The 26217-nt window shown below is 55.8% G+C and carries 26 protein-coding genes and 6 pseudogenes; 2 read left to right on the top strand and 30 right to left on the bottom strand.

The annotated features are described in order from the left end of the window. Positions 1 to 41 precede the first annotated feature (41 nt). Positions 42 to 394, bottom strand: a pseudogene (locus ACWGKN_RS11950) (sugar transferase); the annotation flags it as partial. A gap of 1029 nt (positions 395 to 1423) precedes the next feature. Between ACWGKN_RS11950 and ACWGKN_RS11955 the strand changes: the two are divergent. Next, entirely contained in the window at positions 1424 to 2545 is a 1122-nt protein-coding gene (locus ACWGKN_RS11955) for a Fic family protein (protein WP_452095277.1), read from the top strand. A 59-nt stretch (positions 2546 to 2604) separates the two neighbouring features. Here the strand turns inward: ACWGKN_RS11955 and ACWGKN_RS11960 are convergent, their stop codons facing one another. From ACWGKN_RS11960 to ACWGKN_RS11970, 3 genes are read right to left on the bottom strand one after another with little or no spacing between them, the layout of a single operon-like run. Further along, complete coding sequence (locus ACWGKN_RS11960) at positions 2605 to 2907, bottom strand: hypothetical protein (RefSeq protein ID WP_424253829.1); 303 nt, start codon at positions 2905 to 2907, stop codon at positions 2605 to 2607. After that, positions 2850 to 3485 carry a phenylacetate--CoA ligase family protein gene (locus ACWGKN_RS11965; RefSeq protein ID WP_452095278.1) on the bottom strand — a complete coding sequence of 212 codons (636 nt, stop codon included), beginning with the start codon at positions 3483 to 3485 and terminating at the stop codon, positions 2850 to 2852. The genes ACWGKN_RS11960 and ACWGKN_RS11965 overlap by 58 nt, the downstream gene beginning before the upstream one ends. Next, a complete protein-coding gene (locus tag ACWGKN_RS11970) occupies positions 3401 to 4009 on the bottom strand; it encodes a hypothetical protein (protein ID WP_452095279.1) in 609 nt (202 codons plus the stop codon). The genes ACWGKN_RS11965 and ACWGKN_RS11970 overlap by 85 nt, the downstream gene beginning before the upstream one ends. 99 nt (positions 4010 to 4108) lie before the next feature. Between ACWGKN_RS11970 and ACWGKN_RS11975 the strand changes: the two genes are divergently transcribed. Continuing rightward, positions 4109 to 5254 carry a Fic family protein gene (locus tag ACWGKN_RS11975; protein WP_452095280.1) on the top strand — a complete coding sequence of 382 codons (1146 nt, stop codon included), beginning with the start codon at positions 4109 to 4111 and terminating at the stop codon, positions 5252 to 5254. A 57-nt stretch (positions 5255 to 5311) separates the two neighbouring features. Here the strand turns inward: ACWGKN_RS11975 and ACWGKN_RS11980 are convergent, their stop codons facing one another. The 26 genes and pseudogenes from ACWGKN_RS11980 to ACWGKN_RS12105 form a co-directional block, all read right to left on the bottom strand. After that, entirely contained in the window at positions 5312 to 5806 is a 495-nt protein-coding gene (locus ACWGKN_RS11980) for a hypothetical protein (protein ID WP_452095281.1), read from the bottom strand. Between the two features lie 1122 nt (positions 5807 to 6928). Then, positions 6929 to 7222 (bottom strand): annotated as a pseudogene (locus ACWGKN_RS11985) (aminotransferase); the annotation flags it as partial. A 105-nt stretch (positions 7223 to 7327) separates the two neighbouring features. Further along, a pseudogene (locus ACWGKN_RS11990) lies at positions 7328 to 7861 on the bottom strand (DegT/DnrJ/EryC1/StrS family aminotransferase); the annotation flags it as partial. A 122-nt stretch (positions 7862 to 7983) separates the two neighbouring features. Continuing rightward, positions 7984 to 9114 carry an AAA family ATPase gene (locus ACWGKN_RS11995; protein WP_452095282.1) on the bottom strand — a complete coding sequence of 377 codons (1131 nt, stop codon included), beginning with the start codon at positions 9112 to 9114 and terminating at the stop codon, positions 7984 to 7986. Beyond that, complete coding sequence (locus ACWGKN_RS12000) at positions 9107 to 10234, bottom strand: DUF262 domain-containing protein (protein ID WP_424255490.1); 1128 nt, start codon at positions 10232 to 10234, stop codon at positions 9107 to 9109. Before ACWGKN_RS12000 ends, ACWGKN_RS11995 begins: the two co-directional genes overlap by 8 nt. 184 nt (positions 10235 to 10418) lie before the next feature. Further along, complete coding sequence (locus ACWGKN_RS12005; RefSeq protein ID WP_452095283.1) at positions 10419 to 11735, bottom strand: ImmA/IrrE family metallo-endopeptidase; 1317 nt, start codon at positions 11733 to 11735, stop codon at positions 10419 to 10421. Next, positions 11735 to 12058, bottom strand: a complete 324-nt coding sequence (locus tag ACWGKN_RS12010) for a hypothetical protein (RefSeq protein ID WP_452095284.1) — start codon at positions 12056 to 12058, stop codon at positions 11735 to 11737. The genes ACWGKN_RS12005 and ACWGKN_RS12010 overlap by 1 nt, the downstream gene beginning before the upstream one ends. Before the next feature lie 101 nt (positions 12059 to 12159). Then, on the bottom strand, positions 12160 to 12531 hold the full coding sequence (locus ACWGKN_RS12015; RefSeq protein WP_452095285.1) for a hypothetical protein: 372 nt from the start codon (positions 12529 to 12531) through the stop codon (positions 12160 to 12162). A gap of 420 nt (positions 12532 to 12951) precedes the next feature. After that, positions 12952 to 13097: pseudogene (locus ACWGKN_RS12020) on the bottom strand (aminotransferase); the annotation flags it as partial. Continuing rightward, positions 13091 to 13758: pseudogene (locus tag ACWGKN_RS12025) on the bottom strand (NeuD/PglB/VioB family sugar acetyltransferase). The pseudogenes ACWGKN_RS12020 and ACWGKN_RS12025, both read right to left, overlap by 7 nt. Beyond that, positions 13755 to 14060: a sugar transferase gene (locus ACWGKN_RS12030; RefSeq protein WP_424255498.1), complete on the bottom strand. Its 306-nt coding sequence runs from the start codon at positions 14058 to 14060 to the stop codon at positions 13755 to 13757. Before ACWGKN_RS12030 ends, ACWGKN_RS12025 begins: the two are co-directional and overlap by 4 nt. Continuing rightward, a complete protein-coding gene (locus ACWGKN_RS12035) occupies positions 13966 to 15282 on the bottom strand; it encodes a hypothetical protein (RefSeq protein WP_452095286.1) in 1317 nt (438 codons plus the stop codon). The genes ACWGKN_RS12030 and ACWGKN_RS12035 overlap by 95 nt, the downstream gene beginning before the upstream one ends. A 2-nt stretch (positions 15283 to 15284) precedes the next feature. Then, positions 15285 to 15722, bottom strand: coding sequence for a hypothetical protein (locus ACWGKN_RS12040; protein ID WP_035228132.1), 438 nt, complete (start codon positions 15720 to 15722; stop codon positions 15285 to 15287). Positions 15723 to 15837: 115 nt separating this feature from the next. Further along, entirely contained in the window at positions 15838 to 16467 is a 630-nt protein-coding gene (locus ACWGKN_RS12045) for a sugar transferase (RefSeq protein WP_452095329.1), read from the bottom strand. Positions 16468 to 16604: 137 nt separating this feature from the next. After that, the gene (locus ACWGKN_RS12050) at positions 16605 to 16892 is read right to left on the bottom strand and encodes a hypothetical protein (protein ID WP_424255693.1); all 288 of its coding nucleotides are present in this window, start codon (positions 16890 to 16892) and stop codon (positions 16605 to 16607) included. 179 nt (positions 16893 to 17071) lie between these two features. Beyond that, complete coding sequence (locus ACWGKN_RS12055) at positions 17072 to 18292, bottom strand: AAA family ATPase (protein WP_452095287.1); 1221 nt, start codon at positions 18290 to 18292, stop codon at positions 17072 to 17074. Between the two features lie 1203 nt (positions 18293 to 19495). Continuing rightward, on the bottom strand, positions 19496 to 19843 hold the full coding sequence (locus ACWGKN_RS12060) for a helix-turn-helix domain-containing protein (RefSeq protein WP_452095288.1): 348 nt from the start codon (positions 19841 to 19843) through the stop codon (positions 19496 to 19498). Further along, positions 19827 to 20081 (bottom strand): type II toxin-antitoxin system RelE family toxin, encoded by a 255-nt coding sequence (locus tag ACWGKN_RS12065; RefSeq protein WP_452095289.1) that lies wholly within the window; start codon positions 20079 to 20081, stop codon positions 19827 to 19829. The genes ACWGKN_RS12060 and ACWGKN_RS12065 overlap by 17 nt, the downstream gene beginning before the upstream one ends. Positions 20082 to 20896: 815 nt before the next feature. Beyond that, positions 20897 to 21127: a hypothetical protein gene (locus ACWGKN_RS12070; protein WP_452095290.1), complete on the bottom strand. Its 231-nt coding sequence runs from the start codon at positions 21125 to 21127 to the stop codon at positions 20897 to 20899. A gap of 380 nt (positions 21128 to 21507) precedes the next feature. After that, complete coding sequence (locus tag ACWGKN_RS12075; protein WP_452095291.1) at positions 21508 to 21837, bottom strand: helix-turn-helix domain-containing protein; 330 nt, start codon at positions 21835 to 21837, stop codon at positions 21508 to 21510. Next, positions 21821 to 21943, bottom strand: a pseudogene (locus ACWGKN_RS12080) (type II toxin-antitoxin system RelE family toxin); the annotation flags it as partial. The gene ACWGKN_RS12075 and the pseudogene ACWGKN_RS12080, both read right to left, overlap by 17 nt. Positions 21944 to 21948: 5 nt before the next feature. Further along, on the bottom strand, positions 21949 to 22254 hold the full coding sequence (locus ACWGKN_RS12085; RefSeq protein WP_183350418.1) for a HigA family addiction module antitoxin: 306 nt from the start codon (positions 22252 to 22254) through the stop codon (positions 21949 to 21951). 13 nt (positions 22255 to 22267) lie between these two features. Continuing rightward, entirely contained in the window at positions 22268 to 22564 is a 297-nt protein-coding gene (locus ACWGKN_RS12090; protein WP_452095330.1) for a type II toxin-antitoxin system RelE/ParE family toxin, read from the bottom strand. A gap of 435 nt (positions 22565 to 22999) precedes the next feature. Then, positions 23000 to 23317, bottom strand: coding sequence for an XRE family transcriptional regulator (locus tag ACWGKN_RS12095; protein ID WP_452095292.1), 318 nt, complete (start codon positions 23315 to 23317; stop codon positions 23000 to 23002). Between the two features lie 3 nt (positions 23318 to 23320). Then, positions 23321 to 23638 carry a type II toxin-antitoxin system RelE/ParE family toxin gene (locus ACWGKN_RS12100; protein WP_452095331.1) on the bottom strand — a complete coding sequence of 106 codons (318 nt, stop codon included), beginning with the start codon at positions 23636 to 23638 and terminating at the stop codon, positions 23321 to 23323. 1085 nt (positions 23639 to 24723) lie between these two features. Continuing rightward, positions 24724 to 25899, bottom strand: a complete 1176-nt coding sequence (locus ACWGKN_RS12105; protein WP_452095293.1) for a DegT/DnrJ/EryC1/StrS family aminotransferase — start codon at positions 25897 to 25899, stop codon at positions 24724 to 24726. Positions 25900 to 26217 lie beyond the last annotated feature (318 nt).

Here is a 26217-nt window from a genome sequence, read left to right on the forward strand (position 1 = left end):
ACAAAAAACAGCTGCAGCAATGACAGTTTCTCCCAACCCCTTCAGTGCGAAACCCCATCCCGCAATATCACCTTCAAAACAGTGCGCCCGATGATTTTCAAATCCAGCAACAACGACCGGTTCAGCAGATAATACTGGTCAAACTCCACCTTCACCGGGATAGGCAGCTCATCCCGGCCGTTGATCTACGCCCACCCCGTCAGGCCCGGCGTCAGCCGATGGATTCCCTTGTCGGCCCGCAGCTCGATCAGATCATCCTGATTGAACAGCGTGGCCGGTGGCCGACAAAGCTCATATCCCCCTTGACGATGCTGATCAGCCGCGGCAGTTCATCCAGGCTGGTGTTGCGCAACACCCTGCCAATCCTCGTCACATATCTGTCAGGATCGTCGAGCTTTTCGAGCGGTAGCGAAAGACAACGGCGGGGGAAGCGTCGTGACCTTCCCCCGCTGTCATTTCGAAGCGCAGCGAGAAATCTTGTCTTTCCGCTGAAATCCGGCCCTGCAAAGATCTCTCCCTACGGTCGAGATGACAGCGGGGGCAGGTTGCGATGACAGCGGGGGTAGGTCGAGATGACACAGCATGAAAGGGCGACAAGCCAGAGGGCAGGTCGAGATGACAGCGGGGGCAGGTTGCGATGACAGCGGGGGCAGGTTGCGATGACAGCGGGGGCAGGTTGCGATGACAGCGGGGGCAGGTTGCGATGACAGCGGGGGCAGGTTGCGATGACAGCGGGGGCAGGTTGCGATGACAGCGGGGGCAGGTTGCGATGACAGCGGGGGTAGGTCGAGGCGACAGAGGTTGTTAGGGCGCAAAGTGTTCCCGATAGGGAGAAGGACTTGATGATACCCCGCTGTCATTTTGAACGCCAGCGAGAAATATTGAAGTTCCCGATAGGGCGAAGGGCGGGATGCTTCCCCCGCTGTCATTTCGAAGCGCAGCGAGAAATCTTGTCTTTCCGCTGAAATCCGGCCCTGCAAAGATCTCTCCCTACGGTCGAGATGACAGCGGGGGCAGGTCGCGATGACAGCGGGGGTAGGTCGAGATGACAGCGGGGGCAGGTCGCGATGACAGCGGGGGCAGGTCGAGATGACAGCGGGGGTAGGTCGAGATGACAGCGGGGGCAAGTCGAGATGACAGCGGGGGCAATTCGCGATGACACGGCATGAAAGGGCGACAAGCCAGAGGGCAAGTCGAGATGACAGCGGGGGCAGGCCGAGATGACAGCGGGGGCAGGCCAAGGCAGGAACGACCGCCATCTTCCGCAGGTCTGGTCGAGCGGCTTGTCGGCAGCTTCCCCCTTTTTTCTTTCGTCGGCATAGTGTATCTTTACATGTGACACAAATTGCTCATCAATGACTACAACAAACCGATTTAATACATTTTCAATGTTACATTTCATGCTTCACAAAAGGTGTCGACCATGAGAGAGTTCTTAACTTTTAAATCCGGGAAATTTTATTTTAGCGAACAATATGATTCCACCCAAATTGACAACCTGCTGACGAAAGCCACCGTGCTGAGCGAAACAATAGTGGATTTGCCTATTCTTCCCGAGATAGCATCACAGATTCAGCCGGACATCATGTACAGCTCTATCGCCGGGACCGCCGCAATCGAGGGGAACCCAATACCAAGTGAAGATGTAAAAAAAATCGCGCACGGAGAAGAAGTTAGCGGTTACACCAGGAAGGCTCAGCAGGAAATCAAAAATCTGATCAACGCCTACAATCTTCTTTCCGGCATCGAGCCAAGCGATGCACCATTTGTTGTCACCGAATCGTTATTATGTGAAATTCATAAAATTATCACCTCTGACATCCAAGATGAAAACAATATCCCGGGGAAATATCGAAATGGAATCGTTCATGTCGGCGACACGGCCCACGGCGGCGTCTACATACCACCAAAAATTATTGATGACATAAAAAATTTGATGAAAGAATTTGTGGAGTGGATAAACAGCGAGGAAGTTACACACCTCAATCCATTTATTCGGGCCGCACTTGCACATTACTATTTTTGCGTTATCCATCCGTTCTGGGATGGAAACGGTAGAACTTCCAGGTTACTGGAAGCAATTATTCTTCAGTCGTCAAATATAAAATATGTTCCAAGGGAACTGTCAAACTATTATTATAGAAATGTAGACGATTACTACAATTCATTTTCAAAGAGTATAAAGTTAAAAAAAGACGTTACTCCATTTCTAAAATTCTGCATCAATGGGTCTGTTGAAAGTTTATATAAGATAAAAGAGATCATTATATATTTTATTAGAAAGTTTTCATTAAGGGATTTTTACAGATTTGAACATATAAATAAAAGAATAACCAGAAGACAGCTGGAATTACTTTATCTCTTATTAGACAAACCATCCCGGTTTACCCTGAAAGATTTGTTAGAGAACAGGCCGTTTTCAATCCTATACAATAACGTAACGACGCAAACAGCAAGACGTGATTTAAAAAAATTGGTTTCTAATAAATTTCTCATCGTTGATGAAAAAAACAAGTACTCCCTTAACCTCAGAGTGCTTGGATAATTTTGCCAAGCATGGCCTCGAGGCCTCGTTGCGCGGCGGCCGCCTCCAGCAATAAACGATCACCCAGGCGACACCCGCGAATCAAGCATCTTCAGTTTACCCCGCGCGGTCAGGGGAATGTCGTCGACCAACTGCACGACGAACCGCACCTCCTCGCCGACCTTGACCCGGTATGCGGCCTCGATCGCCTGCCGGTCGCCCTCGGTAAACCCCGGGGCAGCCATCACCCTGAGGATGCAGGTGCCGGGAGTTTCCTGGTAATACTGGAATCGGCGCACCTTCTCGAACAGCGGGCCGTGCATGTTCAAGGCGGCGAGCGAAATTCGCGCCCCTTTCTGCCGAACACCATATCCTGCTTCCATCGCCCCTCCACCTCCGTGAAACGGTCCCAAGCCCGGCCGCATGGGCAGCGCGGCGCCAAGCGGGTGGCGTAATCGCCCGTCCGGTAGCGGATCAGCGGCATGCATCGGTTGTACAGCCCGGTGCCGACGATCTCGCCCCGCTCGCCCTCCCGGTTGCATGGGTTGCCCTGGTCATCGACAATCTCCAGGATGCCGTAATCGGGAAAATGGTGATAGGCCCCGGTCTGCTCACATTCGCCGGCCAGCACCACCCGTTCGCTGTGGCCGTACCAGGAGTAGGCCCGGGTCTGGAACGCCCGTTCGATGCGCTGCCGCTGCCCTTGCGTTACCCCCTCGGACCCCAGCAGGGCGGCCCGCAGTCGCGGCAGCCGGGCGGTCAGGCCATGGCGCAGCACGTACTCGGCCAGCACGTCGAGCGCCGAGGGGTAACCGTGCAGGTACGAAGGCCGGAAACGGATCAGCTGCTCGACATAGGCCCCGAGGTTGGCCTCGGTCATGTGGAACGGCGAAAACTGCAGTTCGTTGTAGATCGGGTTGTGCTGCCAGAACACCCCCGGCCGGAGATCGGGAAACGCCACGCCGCGGAAGGTCGCCTTGCGATGACGCGGCGTATAGCCGACCCGCGCCCACTGGCGATGCAGACCCGCGCCCACTGGCGATGCATGAAGGCGGTTTCCACCGCCTGGAAACAGTCATCGACGTATATCTTGAGCTGGTTGCCGCTGGTGCCGCCGGTGGTCGTCTCGTAATGGGGAATGCGTTGGAAATCGCGCGGCAGGTAACGGGACTGGTCCGCCTGCACGGTGTCCTTGTCGAGCAGGGGAAAAAATTGGAGCGCCTCGAAGGGCGGCTGCTGTTCCACCCTGGCGCGCAGGTGCTGGTAGGCCGGCACTTGGTCCACGGCAAAGCGCAGCACCTGGCCCAGTTCCCGTTCCTGCCAGGCCCGCAGTTCGGCATGGTCGGCGCGGTCGAACCAGAGGCGGCGCTGATACACCGTGCGATAGGCCCTGCCGGCCAGCCAGGGAAAGGGCACCAGACAGACGCTGCGCTTGACCGCGACCGGCAGAGATTCGTAGAGGCGACGTTTGAGATTGAAGGCCATGAGTCAGGCGGCCACGCTTTGGCTTGTTGTTTTCATTGACACCAAAACTACAAATGATATAGTAATTTTGTCAACCTGAAAATACATTGGAGGCGACAAATGGACACGCACAAACACATTTCTTTCAAAAAAGAGTGGGAGTTAGACAATGAATGCTCATACATGATGGGTGAGTGCAATGCATATATAAAAGCGTTAACCGATATCCCGCTAAAACCCGAGTCACGAGACAAATTACTCCGCGTTTCCTTGATTAAAGGCGCACAGGCAACCACGGCCATAGAAGGGAACACCCTGAGCCAGGAAGAGATCGAAAAATTGGACGAGGGGTGGAAGCTCCCACCAAGCAAAGAGTACCTGGAGATCGAGGTTAAAAATATTCTCGCGGCATTCAACAAGCTGCTGCGAGAAGTCGTTGTCGACGACACGGCCAGGATGATTACCCCGGAACTGATAAAAGATTTTCATCGTATGATAGGGCAGAATCTTGGTGATCACTTTGATGCTATTCCTGGAAGATTCAGAGACGACAACCGTGTGGTCGGCAGGTATTTGGCTCCGGATTACAGATTTGTCCCCGAGTTGATTGATACATTATGCGATTGGTTGCAGAGAGAGTTCCATTATCGGGATGGTCAGAGTTTTTCCACTTTGGTCGTTCAAGCGATCATCACGCATGTGTACATTGAATGGATACATCCTTTTGGAGACGGCAACGGAAGAACGGGAAGGCTGCTTGAATTTTACATTCTGTTGAGAACAGGTCTTCCAAGTATAGTTTCCCATATTTTATCCAATTTTTACAACGAGACCAGGCCTGAATATTATCGGCAACTCGATATGGCCAGAAAAAACAGAAATCTTTCCGCTTTTATAAAATATGCTGTTCAAGGTTTCAGGGACGGTTTGAATGAAAATCTGAACCTTATACAGCAAAGCCAATTCGTCATATTTTGGCATAATTACATCTATGAAGCTTTTTCAGATCTCAAATATACGAAAAGAGATGCTTTTAAGCGAAAAAGGGAACTAGCCCTCAGCATTCCCATCGACAAGGAGCTTGATGTTGACCAATTGATAGAACTTAATCCAAGCATTGCCAAAAGATACGCTACCGTGAACAGAGCCACGGTTCTCAGAGATATCAAAGAATTGCAAGATCTCCATCTGGTGGTGAAGACAGGCAGAAAATACACGGCAAACACTCAAATACTCAAGGCCATGATGCCTGGCAAAAAGGCCTGATGTTGAAGTTGAGCAGCCGCAGAACGTCCGTTCGGCTGCCAAGTTGAGCGGCGGACTCTAGTGCCCAAGCAAGGTCTGAATTCTTGACTGCAATGCTTGCGTAAGCGAGGCGCGCCCCTCAGCATTATTGAGATATTTCACATAACGAAGATGCCGAAGGTCAAATGGAATGTCATGCTCGCTTTGTGTAATCAGGATTGCATCACGCCCGAGAGTGTGCGCAATGCCAGCTTCATAAAACACGTTCGGATTTCTCCCGGTGCAATCGCAAATAACAATGCGCGAGCGGTCGATAAGAGAAGGTGAAACCACGTCCTGGATGATCTCATTATTCTCCCAAATATCGTCGGCTCGCAGGCACCGAAGTCCCACGTTGTCGGCAGCCTCACGAACACTGGCATAGACCACGTTAAAGGCAGCATCGAAAGGCATCATTGCCGAGGCAAGTGTCGTTTCAATGCTCTCGTGTTCGGTGATCTCAAACACAGACGGACGTTGGCGACGAGGACGAACATTTCGGAGCAGGAAGCGGTAGAGATCCACGTCTTCCACGGCCCAATGATTTCTCGAGAACTCGAAATCATGTGGCATGCCCAATTCAGCTCGGTTCGTATAGAGTATCCTATCAATGTCATTAACTTAACGCCCTAAATATTCGATTAAACATTGTCAAAACAACATGTTAATGCTATATTTCGGTAGTTTCTTCCATCTTAATCACTTCATTTGCAGCAGGAGGTCGGTATGTCCGATTTTTTTAAAAATTTTGAGCAAACTGGCACGGAGGATGCTTTCCAAGACTTGTGCAAATCTGATTGAATTCGTACAGAAAATCATCTTCTCTCAAGAGATCTCAAACAGGGCTTGGAATGGGCTCCGGCAAAGCAAAGACAAGATTTCTCGCTTCGCTTCGAAATGACAGCGGGGGAGGCATCGCAACCTTCGCCCTATCGGGAACAATGAGATTTCTCGCTTCGCTTCGAAATGACAGCGGGGGAAGCATCGCAACCTTCGCCCTATCGGGAACAACGAGATTTCTCGCTCCGCTTCGAAATGACAGCGGGGGAGGCATCGCGACCTTCGCCCTGGCGGGAACAACGAGATTTCTCGCTTCGCTTCGAAATGACAGCGGGGTATCATCAAGTCCTTCTCCCTATCGGGAACACTTTGCGCCCTAACAACCTCTGTCGCCTCGACCTGCCCCCGCTGTCATCGAGACCTGCCCCCGCTGTCCTCTCGACCTACCCCCGCTGTCATCTCGACCTGCCCCCGCTGTCGCCTCGACCTGCCCCCGCTGTCATCTCGACCGCAGGGAGAGATCTCAAACAGGGCTTGGAATGGGCTCCGGCAAAGCAAAGACAAGATTTCTCGCTTCGCTTCGAAATGACAGCGGGGGAAGCATCGCAACCTTCGCCCTATCGGGAACAACGAGATTTCTCGCTGGCGCTCAAAATGACAGAGGGGAAGGCATCTCAACCTTCCCCCCACCTTTTCGCCTTTTCTTCCGCTGTCATCGCGACCTACCCCCGCTGTCACCTCGACCTGCCCCCGCTGTCATCTCGACCGCAGGGAGAGATCTCTGCAGGATCAGATCTCAGCGGAAAAACAAGATTTCTCGCTTCGCTTCGAAATGACTGCGGGGGAGGCAACTCGGCCTTCAGCTTGCTCGGCCGCTTACCCGGCAGCCAGCCCCATAACCTCGCCAACCACCTCAACCGTCCGCCCAACCTCCCCCTCGCCAATCCCCGGATGCACCAGAAACATCAAACTCGTCTCTCCCAATTCCCGGGCCACCGGCAGCCGTTCTTCCGGCCGCCAGCCGGTGCCGTCGAAGGCCTTTTCGAGATACACCTCGGAGCACGAGCCGGAATAGCAAGGCACACCCCGACCAACGATCTCACCCATAACCCGGTCCCGGTCCCAGCCGGGCTTCAGTGCCGCCGGTTCGACAAAGACATAGCACTTGTAACCCTACAACGCAACATGTCAATATAGACACAATATGCAGTATTCGTACTCCGAAGCGACCTACAGCATGTGGCACACATGTTCATAAGTGCCGTTGTAGGGGTAAGCGGCATGCCCCACCTCCGGCGGGATCACCGGCACCCGCAGGCCCGGCACCCCCCGGCAGGCCCGCCAGATCGCCTCGGCATTGCCGAGCCGCCGCGCGTGCCACTCGTCCATCCGCCGCAGCTGGATGCGGCCGATGGCCGCCTGCATCCCGGTCAGCCGCCAGTTGGTGCCGAAGCCCTCGTGCAGCCAGCGGAAACCCGACGGGTGCTGCCGCTCATACACCGCCTCCCAGCTCTTGCCGTGATCCTTGAGCGACCACATCCGCGCCCACAGCTCCCGGTCATCGGTGGTGACCATTCCGCCCTCGCCGCCGGTGGTCATGATCTTGTCCTGGCAGAACGACCAGGCCCCGACATGGCCGATCGCGCCGACCGGCCGCCCCCGCCAGCGCGCGCCGTGCGCCTGGGCGCAATCCTCGATCACCAGCAGGCCGCGTTCCGCCGCCAGGGCCATGATCGCGTCCATGTCGCAGGGCCAGCCGGCCAGATGGACGCAGATCACCGCCCGGGTGCGCGGGATGAGCACCCCCCGAAACCCTTTCCTCTGGGATTCCCGGCACAACAGCAAAAATTCTCGCATCCTCTCCCGGGCGGCATAGCGATCGGAAGCCTGGCGGCACAACGATATTTCGTTAAAATAGAGCTCGATGGCGGTCAGATGAGCTTTCCGAGCAGATTGCTCCATTCGTCCAGCAATCCGTCCGGGTAATTGCTCAATTCCCCATGCCGGTCAATGAAAATTTCGGTAACCCGGGTCATCTGTTCCGTGGTACGCAAATCCCTGGTGAAATAGTACACGCCAACCCCCTCGGGAGAGATCCCCCCCTCTTTGACCGCCACCCGGACACCGTTGATGATATGATCGCTGTGGGATTCGCAGAAAATCTGGACACCGTTTGCCGCGGATGCGGCCAGCAATCTGCCGATGGCCGATTGCCCCTGCGGGTGCAGATGCGATTCCGGGTTTTCGAGAAGGACGAGGTCGCCCGGTCGCGCCCGCAGCAGGTTCACGATTACCGGCAGCACATACAGAATGCCGAACCCGACATTCAACGGGGAAAATTCATTGGTGAAGCCGTCCGGAGTTTCAAACTGAACCCCCAGTTTCAGGAGATCTGCGCTCTTGATGTCCTCGATCACCAGGCGGACGCCGGGCGAGATATCGTTGAGCCAGCCGATGGTCTGGTGGAGCAGACTGTCGCTCTTGGCCTTGGGATGTTTCAGATTATCACGGGTCAGTTTCTCGCTCATGCCGAAGCGGGACAGGTAGTGCACGGCAAATTCGCCACGGATGCCGATACTCCGGTTCCGGCTGATCTCAAAATCAGACTTGGGGTAGACCTTCGCAGGACCGAGGCGATCGGCGCTCAGGTAGGAAAACCCTGCGCCAAAAAGTCCACATCGCTCCACCCCTTCAGCATGGCCAGGGTTTTCCCGAGTCGAGGAGTCGATGGGCAGGATATCCGACTCGGGGTCAAGCGAGAACGTCCAACCGCAGGCGCCACCGCCGCTGGTCCGCAGGTTGCACACCACCCGTTCATCCTTGCCGGCGAACTGGTAAAAAACATCCCTGCCGGTTCCGAGGGCGATCATATCCCCACCCTGCAGCAGCAGTCCCTTGCTCTCCAGTACCCCCCGCTCATGGGACTGACGCAACAACAACATGATCTGCAGCAGTGTCGACTTTCCCACGCCATTCATGCCGAAGCACAGATTGAGCGAAGCCGGCTTGAACTGCAGCCGCTTGAGGGACTTGAAGTTCTCGACCAAGAGATAATCAATCATTGAGCGTTGCCTCGATAAGCTTCCTGATTTCCTCGAAACGAAGGGTCACCTTGCTCTTTTCACCAGTCCCGGTACTGATGGATTTTTCAAAATCATTTTTGCTGCTCAGTAGGGCCATGGCCGCATCGTTCAGGAATTGTTTTCGATTGATCAACAGCTTGCGCTGCGCATCGGTCAGTTTCGCCAAAGAGACGGACCACGATTCGAACAGGGCCTTGTTGACAGGCTTGCGGCGATTCTGACCTCCATAGCGCTTGCGAAACGCATGGACACCGAACACCTGCCGGGCGGTTTTCATGGCGGCCAGAAAGTCACTCTTGATTTCTGCCAGCTTCTCCGGCTGCAGATTTCGCAACGCGGCCATGGTCGTGTTCAGGAATTCCTCGAGATTGCCTTTGTATGTAGCCGGATCGTGCAGATAAAAGGCGAGGAATCGGGTAACGAAATCCCTGTCCTGCATCCGCTCCACGGGGATGGAATGGTCCGTGGCCCGCTTGAATTCCGCCGAGTTTGCCAGATCCGCCACAAAATCCGCCGGCACTCCCTGGTTCAGAGCGTGACGGATTTCCGCCGGTTCGAGCACAATGCCGCCGGTATTGATCCGTCGAAAGATGTTGTATTTCACTTCCGGAGGGGTGCCGGGGTTGATGATGTAGACCGTTATCTCATGCTCTTCAATCCGCCGCTGCAGGTCCCTGGGCAGGGTATCGAACGTTCTGCCGTTGAACTGTGTCAAATATTCCAGCCCCTGAAGCAGCATGGACCTTTTAATGACAAAATTTTTGAAGGTGCTCAGGCGCTGCAGCCCATCCACCACCAGCCATTTATCGTCATCGGAGCCGTCGAAATAAAAGGCTGGTAAAGGAAAGCGGATGAGAATCGATTCGATCAGGCGGCTCTGTTTGGTTGGATCCCAGAGGTCCGAGCGCCGCTGGAAGCCGGTTTGCATGTCGATCTCGCCGTTTTTCAACCGCCTGAAAATCGCCTCCAGGATCATCTGCTTGGTCTGAATATCGATTTTCTTCGGATCAAACGGCTCGGTGATGACCGCCCCGGCTTCAGCGTATACAACCTCATCCTCAACGGACCGATTGCCGCTCGTTTTGTTCACTCTATCCATTGCACTCACGTCAAAAGTGGCCCATCAGTTTGGGCAAGAACACGGCGTAAACCGCCTCCGCCTCTTCGGCGCTGAAGTTCGGACATTGGGAAATGGTGTGTTCAGCACTGCCTTTTCCTCATCATCGGGGGACCGCTTTCAGGTATCTGTACCTTGCCCATCGGCTTCACAATGAAACCAGCCCTCACTCCACCACCTCCGCCAACCGGTGGTTCACGATCTGATGCTCCACAACAAAGGGTGAAACCCCCATATCGCCGGCAAGGTCATCGATGTCTTCCTGGGAGACTTCCCCTGCGGTCAGTCTTTTTCTGATAGCATCGGCCGGGGCTAAAAATTCTGCGGCAAAGGCCCGGTTGCGTTTCTGGCGTTCCGTATTCACACCGGTGACCAGACGTGGCGCACCGGGTGAGAGCAGATACTCACAAAGCCCCCGGCAAAACGTAAACATCCTGTTTTGCGGTCTATTCTTTCGTTTGAGAACAAAAGCCGGACTGCCGGTTTCGTTCTCAGCCACCAGGGCTTCCATCCCGGGAGCCTGATATGTTCCTTCATGGACGGAATTTTCGAATTCCTCCACTGAAAGATCCAGCCAGCCAGCAAGGTTTTCGTCCGTGAACGGTGAACTCTCCTCGCGGACACCAAGCGCCTGTCGCACCTGGGCGGCAAGGGCATACCCCTGTTGCCAGGGCAAGGCCTGAGGAAGAACGGGCGCCGACGAGGCCCTGACCCGCTTCAGTCGCCCCCAGTCCACCTGCCCGTGCCGCGCCCAATCGAGATCCTGACGAAGCAGGTCGGCCTGATCCGAAATGCCTTGCCAGTCGCTTACCAGCAGAAAATCATCCTGAATCGATGGGGGCAGCATTTCGGAAAGACGGATAATCACTTCCGCATCATCAGGCACGAGCGCATACGGATCTTTGCCGAGCAAGGCAGCGGCTTTGCAAAAGGCCTCCTCTTCGGGATCATCGAGACTTTTGCGGACCATTTCCCACCCCTGCTGCAGCCAGGTTTCGGTCACATTCTCCCGTTCAAGGCGAAGACACACGCTTTGCACGAAATCAAAGAACGTCTGTGCCAGTTCACTCCTGAACAGCAGACGTGTCCCATGCCCCAGGAATTCAATGTGCTGATAAGGATGCCCCCAGGAAGACCATGTCACTTCGACATGCTCTCCAAGCGGAAGTAAAGCCATATCCGGCATGCCGACACCGTCCCCGGCAAACCTGAGATTGTGTCGCGACGAAAACGATTGCCGATCGCCCCTGTGACGAACTTCCGTTTCATACAGCAGAGCCCACCAGTTCCAGACGATCCATTCCGCCAGAGGGTACAGGGGGACATAAATTTCGTCGCGGACCGATTTGGAGCGGCGATCAAAAACCCGACTGACACACTCGTCGCCTACCCTGATCCGGAGTGAGGCCCACGTAGCGGCAAGCTCCAGGCCTCGGACTCCATCGGGCCGCTGCCAGTCAAAATGCAAGTTGAGCGTCTCCATCAGCAGACCAACCCTTGAGGCCATTCATCATTGTTGAGGGGATACCCCTTGTACTCGCCACGTTGCTGATTCACCAAGCGGCCCTCGTACACGACATCACCGTCACGATACCACACATACCGCGGGAAGCGGCCGTCGCGCAACTCGCCGACCCAGCCGTTCACCACGGCGGTCTCCAACCACTGCTGGACCATATCTCTGTTTTCTCCCAAGGCACGATCACATATGGAGGCATCGGCTCTCGGCTTGGGCATGCCGACGAAGGACGGAGCATCCTTGTGCTCGGGACTGCCGACATACTTGACGACCTCGGACAATGCCACCAATTCCAGAGGCGAAAGTTTCGTCCCAACGGCTCGTCGGCGTGGGTGCGTTCCTCTTGGTGCTCGCATATATGAATTTTCTCCGCTTAAACGTTACCGGTTTATGAAAGCAACGCCGACATGCGCTTCCATCCATCAGGTAACGGCTTGCCATTATGGAATTTATCAATAAAAAATCCATGCTCCCAGGCAACAACCCTTCTCGCACCAAGATTGCGGAAATAATCTTTCGTGTGGAAGTAGATCAGCTTATCGACATCATGGTTGCTGTTTTTGTACTCATATGTCGCCAGGATAATTTCACCACTGATTTTCTTGCGTTTCGTGTGGCCGTGATAGGTCAGGTGCGCCCTATTTGAAGTAATACTCGAAGTAACCGCTCCATTCTTAAAGTGAATACATTCATAGCCATCAGGAATGGTGATAAAAATTTCGATGCCAGCCGCTAACTCCTTTAAGCAGAATGCCAACACCGGCTTTGCACCATGTAGAGCTTTGATCCGATTGATAGTCCCGTCGCAGCTAAGCCGTCGTCAAACAATAACCGTTACACAGAAATACCTTTCCGGCATAAGGGGCCGTAACGAAATGGTGAAAAATGTAACGGTTATTTCGTAACGGCCCCTAAAATAATACGTACAGCAACTGAATTGCGTCAAATATGGTTGGCCTATAATGTTATGTGGGGTGCCGTTGTTCATTGATGACTATGTGACGATTGGAAACTTGCCGCAGCTTTTACTACTCTGCGGACACGAAAATGTCCTTGAGTACCTGCTATCTCCCATTTCCCCCCCTGTGCCTTCCCGTCTTTCACGAATCGTTTCGGAGAACCGCTTTCTGAAATGACTACCGCGGATGGACCAAGAACATCGGACTTGTTTCCTCCAGTAACCGGCCCAGGCGGCGAACTCCTTCTCGAACTCCCGGCCTTCCTTCCCGGTCCAGTAATTGACCCGGTTCGACAGCAGCACCGAGGCGACGGCCTCCGCCTCCGCGGCGGTGAAGTTCGGCCACGGGGAAAAGGCGTGTTCAGCATCGCTTGCCCCTCCCCAGCGGCCGGGCCGGATTGCCGACCACCACCATCCCCGGCGGCACGTCCTTCGTCACCACCGCCCCCATGCCGATCACCGCCCCACGGCCGATCACCAGCGGCTGCCCTGGTCTCCCCTGTTTGATCACCGCCCCCGTCCCGATATAGACATGATCTTCCACCACGATTTTGCCGTTGCACTTCACCCCCGGGCGAAGGTGACATAGTCGCCGATAAGGCAATCGTGCTCGACATAACTGTACAGATTCGCATGAAAACTGCAGCCGAGGCGGATATTCGAGGTCAGGGTGACGAAGGGGCAGAGAATCCCGCCCTCCCCCATGTCGACATCGTCCAGCACCACCACGTTGGCCGCCCGCACCGTCCATGGCCGGACCCCGTCGAGGGCACACCGCGCCGCGAGCCGTGCGCGTACTCCGCCGTCGGCGATCGCCAGCACCGCATACCGCTCACCGGCGGCGGCCGCCAGGAACTCACCGTAGCGCAGGACCTTCCGGCCGTTGACCACCGGCGCCACGGGATTGTCATCGATGAAGACGAGACGGTCGGCCGGAATGCCGGCCCCGGCCAGTTGTTCGCGCGCCAGCGGCATCACTTCCCGTCCGCAGCCGCTTGCGCCATAGACCGCATACAGCGGCTGCATCATCGCCCCTCCACCGAAGAGCCGGTGAAGCGCGGCATGGTCGCCTCGCCCTCGGCGCTGATGCCATCGCGCCGGAACACCTTCCAGACCGTCAGAAAAATGATCTTCATATCAAGCCACAACGACTGATTGTCGACATACCACACATCGAGTTTGAATGTCTCCTCCCAGCTCAGGGCGTTGCGGCCGGTAATCCGCGGCTTCCCTCTCCTACCCCACGGGCAATACTTCCCGAGGCAAAACATGATGATTGACAAGGGTGGTAAAGACAAGTCGTGGGGACACGGTAAAATGAGCCGCGGCATCTTCTATATCGTCGTCACTGGGGACAGCCTTGCCGATAAATTCCATCAACGCCTCGAAGGGGCACAGGAGCCCCTGCGCAAAAGCACGCTGAAACTTCTGCCGGCTCGTGCCCGCATCCGTGGCAGCAGACAGATGGCCGTCATGCGAGCCAAAAATTCCGTCGCCAAGCAGACGGCACATCGCAAAACGACGGCTGGTAACCGGTTTACGGTTCAGTATGAGCCGCCTGTCGACATTCCCCCTGTGCCAACCGCTCGCACTGTAAGGTGCATTCAGCACACTGCCCGCCCCCTGATCGTCCTCCAGAACATTTCGTTGCACACCAAACAACTCGGCCAATCGGCTGTTGGAGATCGGTTTTTCGTCCAGATTCCAAATCTGGCGGACCTTTTGGGCCGCGGCATAGGCTCGTTGCCATGGCTGGCTGGTAGGATTTCCAAGCTGCACTTCGGAAATCAGCCGCTCGAAATCGGCAATCCGGAACGTAACCCCCTGGCTCCGCAAAGACTCTTGCAGCATTCGCAGATCCTTCAAGGCACGGCTTTGCGATGCCGCCGCCAACTCCTGAATTGCAGGCAAGCCCACTTCCGCTTCCGTATCGAGGAGATCCCGAACAAAGGCCTCAGGGGCCTCATCCGGGTCATACCCCGCCAAAGCCTCGATACGACGCAGACAGGCAGCGGCGGGGTCATCATTTTCCGCCCGGACCTCGGCCCATACCCCCGCAAGCTCGGAATTGGTGATGCCGAACGCCTCCAACCGCGCCAACACACCCTCGATGCACCGGCCTACAACCCCTTCAAACGATGCTGCCGGCACCCACCCGGTAAAATCGGCAATATAGCGAACCGGGGATGTCCTGGATTTTTCGGTGCTGCGGACCGCAACGAGCATCATCTCGCCATCACTGGCAAACGTAAGGTCCGGCCAGACATACCCTTCACCGATTGCCGGCAGACAATGGCGCATCCTCCACGCCGGGTCTTCCTGCACTGGCTTCGGCTCCCAGCGCAAACGCCACCAATTGGTCGCGAGAAACAATGCCAGGGGATAGGCGGAAACGTACATCCCCCGGCGCAACGTCCGGGACCTGTCGTCCTCCAATTCAGTAACCGCTTTTTCTCCGAGACATATTCGCATATCGGCGAAAGTAATCGCTTCAAGCGACTCCGGCTCGAAAGGAGGAAGCCATTCCCATTTGAATTCGAGATGTTCACTCATGATTATCGCTCCCGCCACTGCTTGATGATCATATCGGTCATGGGATCGTTTCGCTCCAGGGGGTAGCCGTGATAGGTGCCGTTGTTCGGATCGTCGCATCGGGCTTCGAGAACTTCCAGGTCGTTGATGACCATCCAGATGTACCGCGGAAACCCCTGATCGGCATCGTTGCTCACCAAACCGCCCTCGACACCCTGACGCAGAAGCCGGGTGGCTTCTTTGATGGCAAAGATACCGACACCGTCACAGAGGGTTTTACCCGGCCTGGGTGAAGCTGGAGGCGTCAGGCCAAAATCTCCCGGCGATCTTTTATGCAGAGGACTGCCTTTGTATCTGACGGAACGTGCAAGGGACTCAGCCCTGTCCCCGGCCAATCCTTTGTGCAATTTTCTTTTCGGATTATACCTTCCCCGCCCGCTGCCCGCCGTCGAAATATCCATGAGCCACTCCGCCATTAAATTTGTGCGGATCTTCCCCGCAACCACTCTCTCCTCATTCGCCGGCTGCCGATGCGGCCGAATCCGCCGGCCCCATACCCGGCAAACAACGGCGGCTTCATGACTCGTGCCTCGCTGAGCCGGTGAAGCGCGGCATGGTCGCCTCGCCCTCGGCGCTGATGCCATCGCGCCGGAACACCTTCCAGACCGTCAGAAAAATGATCTTCATATCAAGCCACAACGACTGATTGTCGACATACCACACATCGAGTTTGAATTTCTCCTCCCAGCTCAGGGCGTTGCGGCCATTGATCTGGGCCCAGCCGGTAATCCCCGGCCGCACCTCGTGGCGGCGGGCCTGGTCGGGACTGTAGAGCGGCAGATATTCCATCAGCAGGGGTCGCGGCCCGACCAGGCTCATCTCGCCCCTGAGAACGTTGATCAACTCCGGCAGTTCGTCCAGGCTGGTGCTGCGCAGGAAACGCCCGAAGCCGGTCAGCCGCCGGGCATCCGGCAGCAGATTGCCCGCTGCATTCCGTGCATCGGTCATCGTGCGGAACTTGTACAGGGTGAACGGCCGGCCGTGCCGACCGGGGCGGATTTGGCGGAAAAGAACCGGTGCCCCCAGTTTCACCCGCACGAGCACGGTCAGACAGAGCAAGACCGGCCACAACAGGACCAGGGCCGTGAGAGCTACCCCCAGATCAGTCAACCGTTGGCCGAAACGAACATACCAGGAAAATTTCATCGCGATCGATACCGTTTCTTGGCGCCGTTGGGCCGAACGAATATGGGTACATTTCATCATTTTTTACCCACGTTCAACTGATGTGTCCACGCGTCGCCCACATGTAGGCAGATAAACTGAGGATGCAACCGGCAAGCTCAAAACCACTCTCGCAAATCCGGCATTTTTTTACTCGGTTCCGAGTGCAGTAACGCACTGACTCGTATTTTATGCCGGTTCTCAAGACGTTCAATTTCAGGTTTGGGCAACATGCCGTTCGTCACGATAAATGATTTTTCAATCAGCGCTCCCGGCCCGGCCTGGTCCAGCTGGTTTTTCAGGTGCGCATACTCCGGCCGGTGCCTTTTCGTGTAGGCAAGCTGCTCAAAGGCATGTGGTATATGCTGCAATCTTGCGATGGTGACTTTTGAACAGATACAAGGCATCGCACTTCGTGTTGTTGTCAGTAATCACGCAGCCGTCCAGTACCAGAACTTTCGCTTCCTCACCCCCGCGAATAGTCAGACAGACTTTTTTGCCTTGTTCTTCAAGCGTTAATTCGGACTGGCACAAAGTGTGGGTATTGCCCATGCGCTTGCATTCGCAATGGCTGAACGGGGTCGTGTCAATCATTGCGCCGATCCCATTCGATATCGCGCATTCGGTCGTACAGGACATTGATCTGGTTGAAATACGCCAGCAGGGTATCATCGATCAACCCGCTGTCACGGTCGATCAACGGTCGCTGGGTGCTGTCCTCCATCAAGTAGACACGAACCTGCTCGGGGGGCAACGGCAGCAGCTTGTCGATTTCATCAACATCTGTCAACCAGTCGCCCAACCGGTGCCGTTTCAGGTGATTGTTCAATGCTTCAACGACAAAGGGGCTATGGGTCGTCAGGATGAATTGTGTCCGGGGGAAGGTGCGCAGCAAGTCGGCCATCACCCGCTGTTGCCAGGAGGGATGGAGGTGGAGATCCACTTCGTCGACCATCACGATGGCTTCGGCGCTCAACGGGTCTGCCAGATGCGGATTGGCCAACCCCATGCGCATACTCAGGTCGATGACCAGGCCCAGGAGTGTCTTGTAGCCATCGCTGAGTTGCATCAGGTCCAGGGTTTCACCGTTGATGGTGACGGCAAATCGCAGCGGGCTCAATTCGATGCGAGGATTGCTGATATCCGGAAAGATTATGCCGATGGCGAGGCGTACGGCATCCAATTCCGGTAGTGTCACTTCAAAGCTGCGCTGCTCTTTCTGCAGCCGGTGCTCTTCGTTTTCCTTGTTGTAGAACCAGATGAATGCCGACTTGAAGCTGCTTTGTGCTGCCAATGCCTGGCTGAGTGCTTCGAACCGTGTATGCGTTTTCGGAAAGTTTTTCCGGCGCAGCGGTACCTCGAGCACTGCCCGGCTGACCCCGTAATAGGCCATCATCGGTAACTGGAACTTCTGCCCCGCGATCAGGGGATCGAGCACGGTTTCGTCCAGATAGGATTCCAGTGCTTTCAACCCTGTTGCCGGCGGTATGGCCTTGGCCGTAGCCTGGCTTTTGTCCCGCCGCTGGATACGATCCCACCGCAGACCGGAGGACATTTCAAGGCCGACGCGGGTGTAGGGCGCCAGCAGGTTGTGCTGCTGACGAATATCACCTTGTTTCCTGAAGGTTATGCCGGACACGGATGGAAGGTGGGTCAATACCGCCCCCAGGCCGATGGCGATGCCGTCCAGCACGGAGGTTTTGCCGCTGCCGTTGTTTCCCAGCAAAACCGTGAGTCGGCTGCCCAGTTCGAGGTCCAGCTGCTCGCAGGCGCGGAAGTTTTCCAGGGTCAGGAGTTTGAGTTTCATGGGGTATTCCTCTTCAGGCGTTGCTCATGCCGGCACTTCACTCACGTCGGGTCAATCGGCTTGACCGGCAACGCACACTGCAGAAACCAATGGTTTGGTCTGTTCATAGTGCGGAACCCGAAGTGCACGATCAACGGGCCGTCTGTTTTCACTTTCCGCTATCATATCGAAATCCGGTGCCCCCGTAAACCGGCAGATCCGTAATCGGAAAATCTTTACGATATAAGCCTTTTTCAAAATGAATGTCTGCCTACCCCGTCACCTCAACTTTCCCCTACCGGTGCCTCGACCTTCCCCCGCAGTCATCTCGACCTGCCCCCGCTGTCATCTCGGCCTGCCCCCGCCGTCACCGCGCCCTACCCCCGCTGTCATCTCGACCGCAGGGAGAGATCTCAAACAGGGCTTGGAATGGACTCCGGCAAAGCAAAAACAAGATTTCTCGCTTCGCTTCGAAATGACAGCGGGGGTATCATCAAGTCCTTCTCCCTATCGGGAACACTTTGCGCCCTAACAACCTCTGTCGCCTCGCCCTACCCCCGCCGTCACCGCTACCTGCCCCCGCCGTCATCTCGACCTGCCCCCGCTGTCATCGCTACCTACCCCCGCTGCCGTCGCGGCCTACCCCCGCCGTCATCGCTACCTGCCCCCGCTGTCATCTCGCCCTGCCCCCGCTGTCACCGCGACCTGCCCCCGCTGTCATCGCGACCTGCCCCCGCTGTCATCTCGACCGCAGGGAGAGATCTTAAACAGGGCTTGGAATAGGCTCCGGCAAAGCAAAAACAAGATTTCTCGCTCCGCTTCGAAATGACAGCGGGGGTATCATCAAGTCCTTCTCCCTATCGGGAACACTTTGCGCCCTAACAACCTCTGTCGCCTCGCCCTACCCCCGCCGTCACCGCTACCTGCCCCCGCCGTCATCTCGACCTGCCCCCGCCGTCATCGCGACCTGCCCCCGCTGTCATCGCGGCCTACCCCCGCTATCATCGCTACCTGCCCCCGCTGTCATCTCGCCCTACCCCCGCTGTCATCGCGCCCTGCCCCCGCTGTCATCTCGACCGCAGGGAGAGATCTTAAACAGGGCTTGCAATGGACTCCTGCAAAGCAAAAACAAGATTTCTCGCTCCGCTTCGAAATGACAGGGGCGGGTGTCGCCTCGACCTCCTCCTGCCACGCGGAATGACATTGAAAGGCTGGGTGATTGGTTCAGTCCCGCAATTGCTCCGCCCCCATTCCCAAGGCTAACGCAATTTTTTTAATAGTGGTTGCCCGGAGCCGTGCATCGGGGCGTTCGTACTTGGCGACAGCGGCCTGAGAAACTCCAAGTCGGCTGGCCAATTCTTCCTGAGTAATGGCGAAATGCTCCCGCCATGCCTTGATAAGTGGTTCATTGCGCAGAACGTGCGCTTCAACGACATCCTGGGGGATACCACCGGCACGAGCTCTCTCAGCTTCCAGCAGGGGCTTGATGCGCTTCCATTCTTCCCATGGAACAAGGACAAAAGCAGGATGACCATGATGGTCAATGGTTTGATACTCAGTATGTTCGCTCATCACGTTTTTTTACCTCTTCGATACTGACGATACTGACTTCTTCGAAGGCGTTGAACAAGATTCGCCAATTGCCGACCCGTAACCTGTGAGTATAATCATGGTTCACCAGTGGTTTGACATTGGGACAGTCAGGGAAGGCTTCCAAGCCCCGAGTTGCATGAAGAATTCGTTCCCGCACAGAGCTGTCACCGATTTTCTTCAACTGTTTCAGCGCTTTGTATTGCCATATTATGTTCATACTCGAAATATTATAACCTTTTATAAGTGTATTACAAATATAATAGTTGTATTTTCACCAAGGCTCTATCCAGGTTGGATAGTATAATACTTCTTTATTCTCACAAAACCGGATACATGCAGAGATAAAAAGGAAATTGCGGAGCACAAGATAAGGGGACAGATTTATTCTTGGAACAAAAATCTGTCCCCTTTTTCTGTCCACTTTTTCACTCGAGAATGACCAGGTCGTGGCATCCAGCCGATTTCCCGCACCAATGGTGCGAGTTTTTCGAGGCCGACGTACTTTTCAAAAAAGGATTTCATGTGTCAGAAGTTGGAGGACGAGAAACCGCCCACACCGGGAAATCTCGCCCTTCCCCCGCTGCCATCTCGACCTACCCCCGCTGTCATCTCGACCTTCCCCCGCTGTCATCTCGACCGCAGGGAGAGATCTCAACAGGATCAGATCTAAACAAAAACACAAGATTTCTCGCTTCGCTTCGAAATGACAGCGGGGGTATCATCCAGTCCTTCGCCCTAACGGGGACAATGAGATTTCTCACTCCGCTTCGAAATGACAGGAGGGGAGACTGCCATCTCGACCTGCCCCCGCTGTCATCTCGACCGCAGGGAGAGATCTTAAACAGGGCTTGGAATAGACTCCGGCAAAGCAAAAACCAGATTTCTCGCTCCGCTTCGAAATGACAGCGGGGGAAGCATCCCGGCCTTTGCCCTGGCGGGAACTTCAATATTTCTCGCTGGCGTTCAAAATGACAGGGGAAGAAGCGAAATGACAACGGAGGAGGCATCTCGCCCTGCCGCTTACACGATAGATTACAAGGCGGCCAGCCCCATAACCTCGCCAACCACCTCAACCGTCCGCCCTATCTCCGCCTCTCCAATCCCCGGATGCACCAGAAACATCAAACTCGTCTCCCCCAGTTCCCGGGCCACCGGCAGCCGTTCTTCCGGCCGCCAGCCGGTGCCGTCGAAGGCCTTTTCCAGATACACCTCGGAACACGAGCCGGAATAGCAGGGAACACCCCGGGCAAAGATTTCACCCATAACCCGGTCGCGGTCCCAGCCGGGCTTCAGCGCCGCCGGTTCGACAAAGACATAGCACTTTTAGGCGGCATGCTCCACCTCCGGCGGGATCACCGGCACCCGCAGGCCCGGCGATGCCCCGGCAGGCCTGCCAGGATTTTTCCCGACGTTTCCCCGACGCTTTCCCGACACGACAGGTGTCGCCTGCATCGGGATTCCGACTGGTCGACCCGCCAATTCCAGCTCTTCCACCGGTTTTCGGTGAACAGGCACCCGTCCCGGTCGTCGACGAAGTCGATCCGTGACCACTCTGTCAAGGCGCGTTTGATTCCGGAGCCCAACCTTGACCACCCCCTTCGTCCTGGCGATCGCGATCAGGTCATCGATGCGCCCGAGACGCTTTAGAAATCGAGCTGTTCGACAGTCAGCCCCATGGCCTTGGCTATCTTTTTCAGGCTGGCGCGGCGCGGTTTGGGGCTGTTTTCCATCCGGGCGTAGGCTCCCTGGATCATGTTCGCCCTCGCCGCAACCTCGGCCTGGGTGAGTCCGAGGTGTTCACGCCAGGCGCGCATCGGTGACCAGTCGTGATCGAAGCCAAGGTTGACGACTTCGTTGGGGACAAGGTTTTCCTGGCGGTCGCGACTGGCCAACCAATCGGCATAAGGCAGCACCACGAAGGCGGGGGCACCGTTGCTGTCGTGGATGATCTGGAAATCAGTATGTACGTTCATCGCCTTTCTTTACCTCCTGGATTTCGACGATGCGCACCTCGCCGTCATAGCCGAACACGACCCGGTAACGACCGACCCGTAAGCGATAGCGGTATCGGTGATTGACTTTTACTACGTTCTTTGGATCGGCTGTACACGATCGATCCTTGCTCTACGTTTCGGGGAGTGCATTGCATTCCATATATCGTTTCTTTTCTGCAGGTTGAGCCAGAAATCTGCGGTATTCCCGAAAACCTTTGCCAGAATCAACGCCGTATCAACCGTGATCGTCCGTTTGTTGTTGCACAATTCGTTCACCGTCTTGCGACTTACCATCATGGCTTTCGCCAGACCATCCTGGCTAAGCCCCAAGGGCTCCAGAAATTCTGTTACAATCATTTCTCCAACCGACACCGGTTGCTGTTTTGTCGTAATCATCCCTGACTCCTCATCATCTGCAACTATGGTTATCGAGACACACGCCTTCAGCTTCCCCCCTGTCGTTGTCCCATTGGAAAATCAGCCGCCATTGGTCATTGATTCTGATTGAATGACTATTGTCGAGATTTCCGATCAATTTTTCAAAATGATTGCCCGGCGGAGATCGTAGATCCGCTTCACAGGTGGAGTCGTCAAGAATTTGCAATTTTCTGAAAAGCCTTTCGTTGATTGCTGCAGGGATCTTCTTGCTTTTTCTGCCCTCAACAAAAAAATTTTCCAGCCATTTATCCCGAAAGTTTTTTATCATGGCCACAATGTAACGCACATCGTTACATCTTACAAGCCCCGCTGTCATCGCGACCTACCCCCGCTGTCATCGCGCCCTGCCCCCGCCGTCATCGCTACCTACCCCCGCCGTCATCGCGGCCTACCCCCGCCGTCATCTCGACCTGCCCCCGCTGTCATCTCGACCGCAGGGAGAGATCTCAACAGGATCAGATCTCAGCGAAAACACAAGATTTCTCGCTTCGCTTCGAAATGACAGCGGGGAGGCTGTCATCTCGACCTACCCCCGCTGTCATCTCGACCGAAGGGAGAGATCTTAAACAGGGCTTGGAATCGGCTCCGGCAAAGCAGACACAAGATTTCTCGCTTCGCTCGGAATGACAGCGGGGGCGGCATCGCCGGCTTCGCCCTATCGGGAACAGCAATATTTCTCGCTTCGCTCGAAATCCCCCCACCCCTACACCGCCTCCAACCCCTGGAAATTCTCGACCTTCACGCTCCCTTCAGGGAATTTAGCGACTATTTCCAGTTCTCCCCCCATGGCTTCCACATACCTGCGGAGGGTGGAAATATACATATCGGTCTGACTTTCCATCTTGGATACCGATGCCTGTTTGATATTCAACGTTTCCGCAATCTGCTGTTGGGTGAATTTGCGAGCCTGCCGAAGCTCGGCCAGCGGCATTTCCTCCAATGCAGCTTCCACCCGCTTTTCAATGCTTACCCGGGTTGCCTCAGACAACTTGCTTTTCAGGGTATTGAATGACTTTGCCATTTCTCAGCCCTCCTCTTCTTCCAGCTCTTTCAGGTGTTGCTCATACAACTTGTCAGCCAGAGGGACATACTTCTGATACCATCCATCATCGCCGGTCTTGTTTCCCCCGATGAGAAGAATGGCCGTCATCCCGGGATCAAAGGCATACAATGTTCGATAAGGTCTGCCTGCATGCTGGGTGCGCAATTCTTTCATATTCTTGAAACGGGAACCTTTGACGGAATCAGAATGCGGTCGAGGCAGATTTGGCCCCAAGATCTCGAGAAGACCTACCGAGCCCCGATAAACGGGATAAGTCACTTCACGAAAAATTCTTTGCAAAAACCAGACAAAGAATTTTTCTAAGTGACTAAACCGCAACAGATTCCTGCTCGGCTTCGGAAAGAGTATTCCACCATCGTTCAAATTCGTCGGTGTATTCAATTTCCCATTTCATGTCTCAACATAACCATCATGTTATATAGCTGTCAAGCTATGATCAGCCTGCCATCGCGACCTACCTCTTTGCCATCGCGACCTGCCCCCGCTGTCATCTCGACCTGCCCACGCTGTCATCTCGACCTGCCCACGCTGTCATCTCGACCGCAGGGAGAGATCTCAAACAGTGCTTGGAATGGACTCCGGCAATGGAACAACAAGATTTCTCGCTTCGCTTCGAAATGACAGCCGGGGTGGCGTCTCGACCTTCGCCCTATCGGGAACAACGAGTACTGCCGCCTCGCCCTGCCCCCGCTGTCATCTCGACCTGCCCCCGCTGTCATCTCGACCTACCCCCGCTGTCATCTCGACCGCAGGGAGAGATCTCAAACAGGGCTTGGAATGGGCTCCGGCAAAGCAAACACAAGATTTCTCGCTTCGCTTCGAAATGACAACGGGGGAAGCATCTCGCCCTACCCCCTCTGTCATCGCGATCTACCCCCGCTGTCATCTCGCCCTGCCCCCACTGTCACCGCGACCTACCCCCGCTGTCATCGCGACCGCAGGGAGATCTCAAACAGGGCTTGGAATCGGCTCCGGCAAAGCAAAAACGAGATTTCTCGCTTCGCTTCGAAATGACAGCGGGGGAAGCATCGCGCCCTTCGCCCTGGCGGGAACAACGAGCTCTGTCGCCTCGCCCCTACCCCCGCTGTCATCTCGACCTACCCCCGCTGTCATCGCGACCTGCCCCCGCTGTCATCGCGACCTACCCCCGCTGTCATCGCGACCTACCCCCGCTGTCATCTCGACCTACCCCCGCTGTCATCTCGACCGCAGGGAGAGATCTCAAACAGGGCTTGGAATGGACTCCGGCAAAGCAAACAACAAGATTTCTCGCTTCGCTTCGAAATGACAGCGGGGGAAGCATCTCGGCCTTCAGCTTACTCAGCAGCTTGCTCGGTAGCTTGATCGATAGATTACTCGGCAGCTTACCCGGCAGCCAATCCCATAACCTCCCCAACCACCTCAACCGTCCGCCCAATCTCCCCCTCGCCAATCCCCGGATGCACCAGAAACATCAAACTCGTCTCTCCCAATTCCCGAGCCACCGGCAGCCGTTCTTCCGGCCGCCAGCCGGTGCCGTCGAAAGCCTTTTCCAGGTACACCTCCGAACACGAGCCGGAATAGCAGGGCACACCCCGGGCAACGATTTCCCCCATAACCCGGTCCCGATCCCAGCCAACCCTCAGCACCGCCGGTTCGACAAAAACATAGCACTTGTAAGCGGCATGCTCCGCCTCCAACGGGATCACCGGCACCCGCAGGCCCGGCAGCCCCCGGCAGGCCCGCCAGATCGCCTCGGCATTCCCGAGCCGCTGCGCATGCCACTCTTCCATCCGCCGCAGCTGGATGCGGCCGATGGCCGCCTGCATTTCGGTCAGCCGCCAGTTGGTGCCGAAGCCCTCGTGCAGCCAGCGGAACCCCGTTGGGTGCTGCCGCTCATACACCGCCTCCCAGCTCTTGCCGTGATCCTTGAGCGACCACATCCGCGCCCACAGCTCCCGGTCGTCGGTGGTGACCATCCCGCCCTCGCCGCCGGTGGTCATGATCTTGTCCTGGCAGAACGACCAGGCCCCGACATGGCCGATCGAGCCGACCGGCCGCCCCCGCCAGCGCGCGCCGTGCGCCTGGGCGCAATCCTCGATCACCATCAGGCCGCGTTCCTCCGCCAGGGCCATGATCGCGTCCATGTCGCAGGGCCAGCCGGCCAGATGGACGCAGATCACCGCCCGGGTGCGCGGGGTGAGCACCGCCCGGATGGTCGCGGCGGTGATATTCTGCGAATCACGATCGACGTCGGCGAAGACCGGCACCGCCCCGGCGTTCGCAATGCACGAGGCCGAGGCGAGAAAGGTGCGCGGGGTGACGACGACCTCGTCGCCCCGGCCGATCCCCAGCGCCTGCAGCGCCGCATCCAGCGCCACCGTGCCGTTGGCCAGGGCGATCGCATACCGCGTCCCGGCCCAGGCGGCGAACTCCTTCTCGAACTCCCGGCCTTCCTTCCCGGTCCAGTAATTGACCCGGTTCGACAGCAGCACCGAGGCGACGGCCTCCGCCTCCTCGGCGCTGAAGTTCGGCCACGGGGGAAATGGCGTGTTCAACATCGCTTGCCCCTCTCCAGCGGTCGGGCCGGATTGCCGATCTTAACCGCGCCAAGAGCTACAACTTTGATCAATATGAATCGCCTGGAGCAATCCTTAATTTCAATTAGCCCTACAACGGCACTTATGAACATGTGTACCACATGCTGTAGGTCGCTTCGGAGTACGAATACTTCATATTGTGTCTATATTGACATGTTGCGTTGTAGGGTTAGACGATCACCAGAATCTTTGACGTTCTTGGCATCGATGCCAGCAAACAATTCAGAATGCATTTGCTATAATTAGCTATTCAAAAAATTTTATTAAGAATTTAATCTT

The sequence above is a fragment of the Desulfoprunum sp. genome (assembly GCF_053613775.1).

Coding starts and splice junctions, on each gene's coding strand:
- ACWGKN_RS11955 (WP_452095277.1), top strand. CDS start 1,424: ATGAGAGAGTTCTTAACTTTTAAATCCGGGAAATTTTATTTTAGCGAA.
- ACWGKN_RS11960 (WP_424253829.1), bottom strand. CDS start 2,907: ATGGAAGCAGGATATGGTGTTCGGCAGAAAGGGGCGCGAATTTCGCTC.
- ACWGKN_RS11970 (WP_452095279.1), bottom strand. CDS start 4,009: ATGGCCTTCAATCTCAAACGTCGCCTCTACGAATCTCTGCCGGTCGCG.
- ACWGKN_RS11975 (WP_452095280.1), top strand. CDS start 4,109: ATGGACACGCACAAACACATTTCTTTCAAAAAAGAGTGGGAGTTAGAC.
- ACWGKN_RS11995 (WP_452095282.1), bottom strand. CDS start 9,114: ATGATTGATTATCTCTTGGTCGAGAACTTCAAGTCCCTCAAGCGGCTG.
- ACWGKN_RS12000 (WP_424255490.1), bottom strand. CDS start 10,234: ATGGATAGAGTGAACAAAACGAGCGGCAATCGGTCCGTTGAGGATGAG.
- ACWGKN_RS12005 (WP_452095283.1), bottom strand. CDS start 11,735: ATGGAGACGCTCAACTTGCATTTTGACTGGCAGCGGCCCGATGGAGTC.
- ACWGKN_RS12030 (WP_424255498.1), bottom strand. CDS start 14,060: ATGCCGCGGCTCATTTTACCGTGTCCCCACGACTTGTCTTTACCACCC.
- ACWGKN_RS12035 (WP_452095286.1), bottom strand. CDS start 15,282: ATGAGTGAACATCTCGAATTCAAATGGGAATGGCTTCCTCCTTTCGAG.
- ACWGKN_RS12040 (WP_035228132.1), bottom strand. CDS start 15,722: ATGGATATTTCGACGGCGGGCAGCGGGCGGGGAAGGTATAATCCGAAA.
- ACWGKN_RS12045 (WP_452095329.1), bottom strand. CDS start 16,467: ATGAAATTTTCCTGGTATGTTCGTTTCGGCCAACGGTTGACTGATCTG.
- ACWGKN_RS12050 (WP_424255693.1), bottom strand. CDS start 16,892: ATGCCTTGTATCTGTTCAAAAGTCACCATCGCAAGATTGCAGCATATA.
- ACWGKN_RS12055 (WP_452095287.1), bottom strand. CDS start 18,292: ATGAAACTCAAACTCCTGACCCTGGAAAACTTCCGCGCCTGCGAGCAG.
- ACWGKN_RS12060 (WP_452095288.1), bottom strand. CDS start 19,843: ATGAGCGAACATACTGAGTATCAAACCATTGACCATCATGGTCATCCT.
- ACWGKN_RS12065 (WP_452095289.1), bottom strand. CDS start 20,081: ATGAACATAATATGGCAATACAAAGCGCTGAAACAGTTGAAGAAAATC.
- ACWGKN_RS12070 (WP_452095290.1), bottom strand. CDS start 21,127: ATGGGTGAAATCTTTGCCCGGGGTGTTCCCTGCTATTCCGGCTCGTGT.
- ACWGKN_RS12075 (WP_452095291.1), bottom strand. CDS start 21,837: ATGAACGTACATACTGATTTCCAGATCATCCACGACAGCAACGGTGCC.
- ACWGKN_RS12085 (WP_183350418.1), bottom strand. CDS start 22,254: ATGATTACGACAAAACAGCAACCGGTGTCGGTTGGAGAAATGATTGTA.
- ACWGKN_RS12090 (WP_452095330.1), bottom strand. CDS start 22,564: ATGATAAAAAACTTTCGGGATAAATGGCTGGAAAATTTTTTTGTTGAG.
- ACWGKN_RS12095 (WP_452095292.1), bottom strand. CDS start 23,317: ATGGCAAAGTCATTCAATACCCTGAAAAGCAAGTTGTCTGAGGCAACC.
- ACWGKN_RS12105 (WP_452095293.1), bottom strand. CDS start 25,899: ATGTTGAACACGCCATTTCCCCCGTGGCCGAACTTCAGCGCCGAGGAG.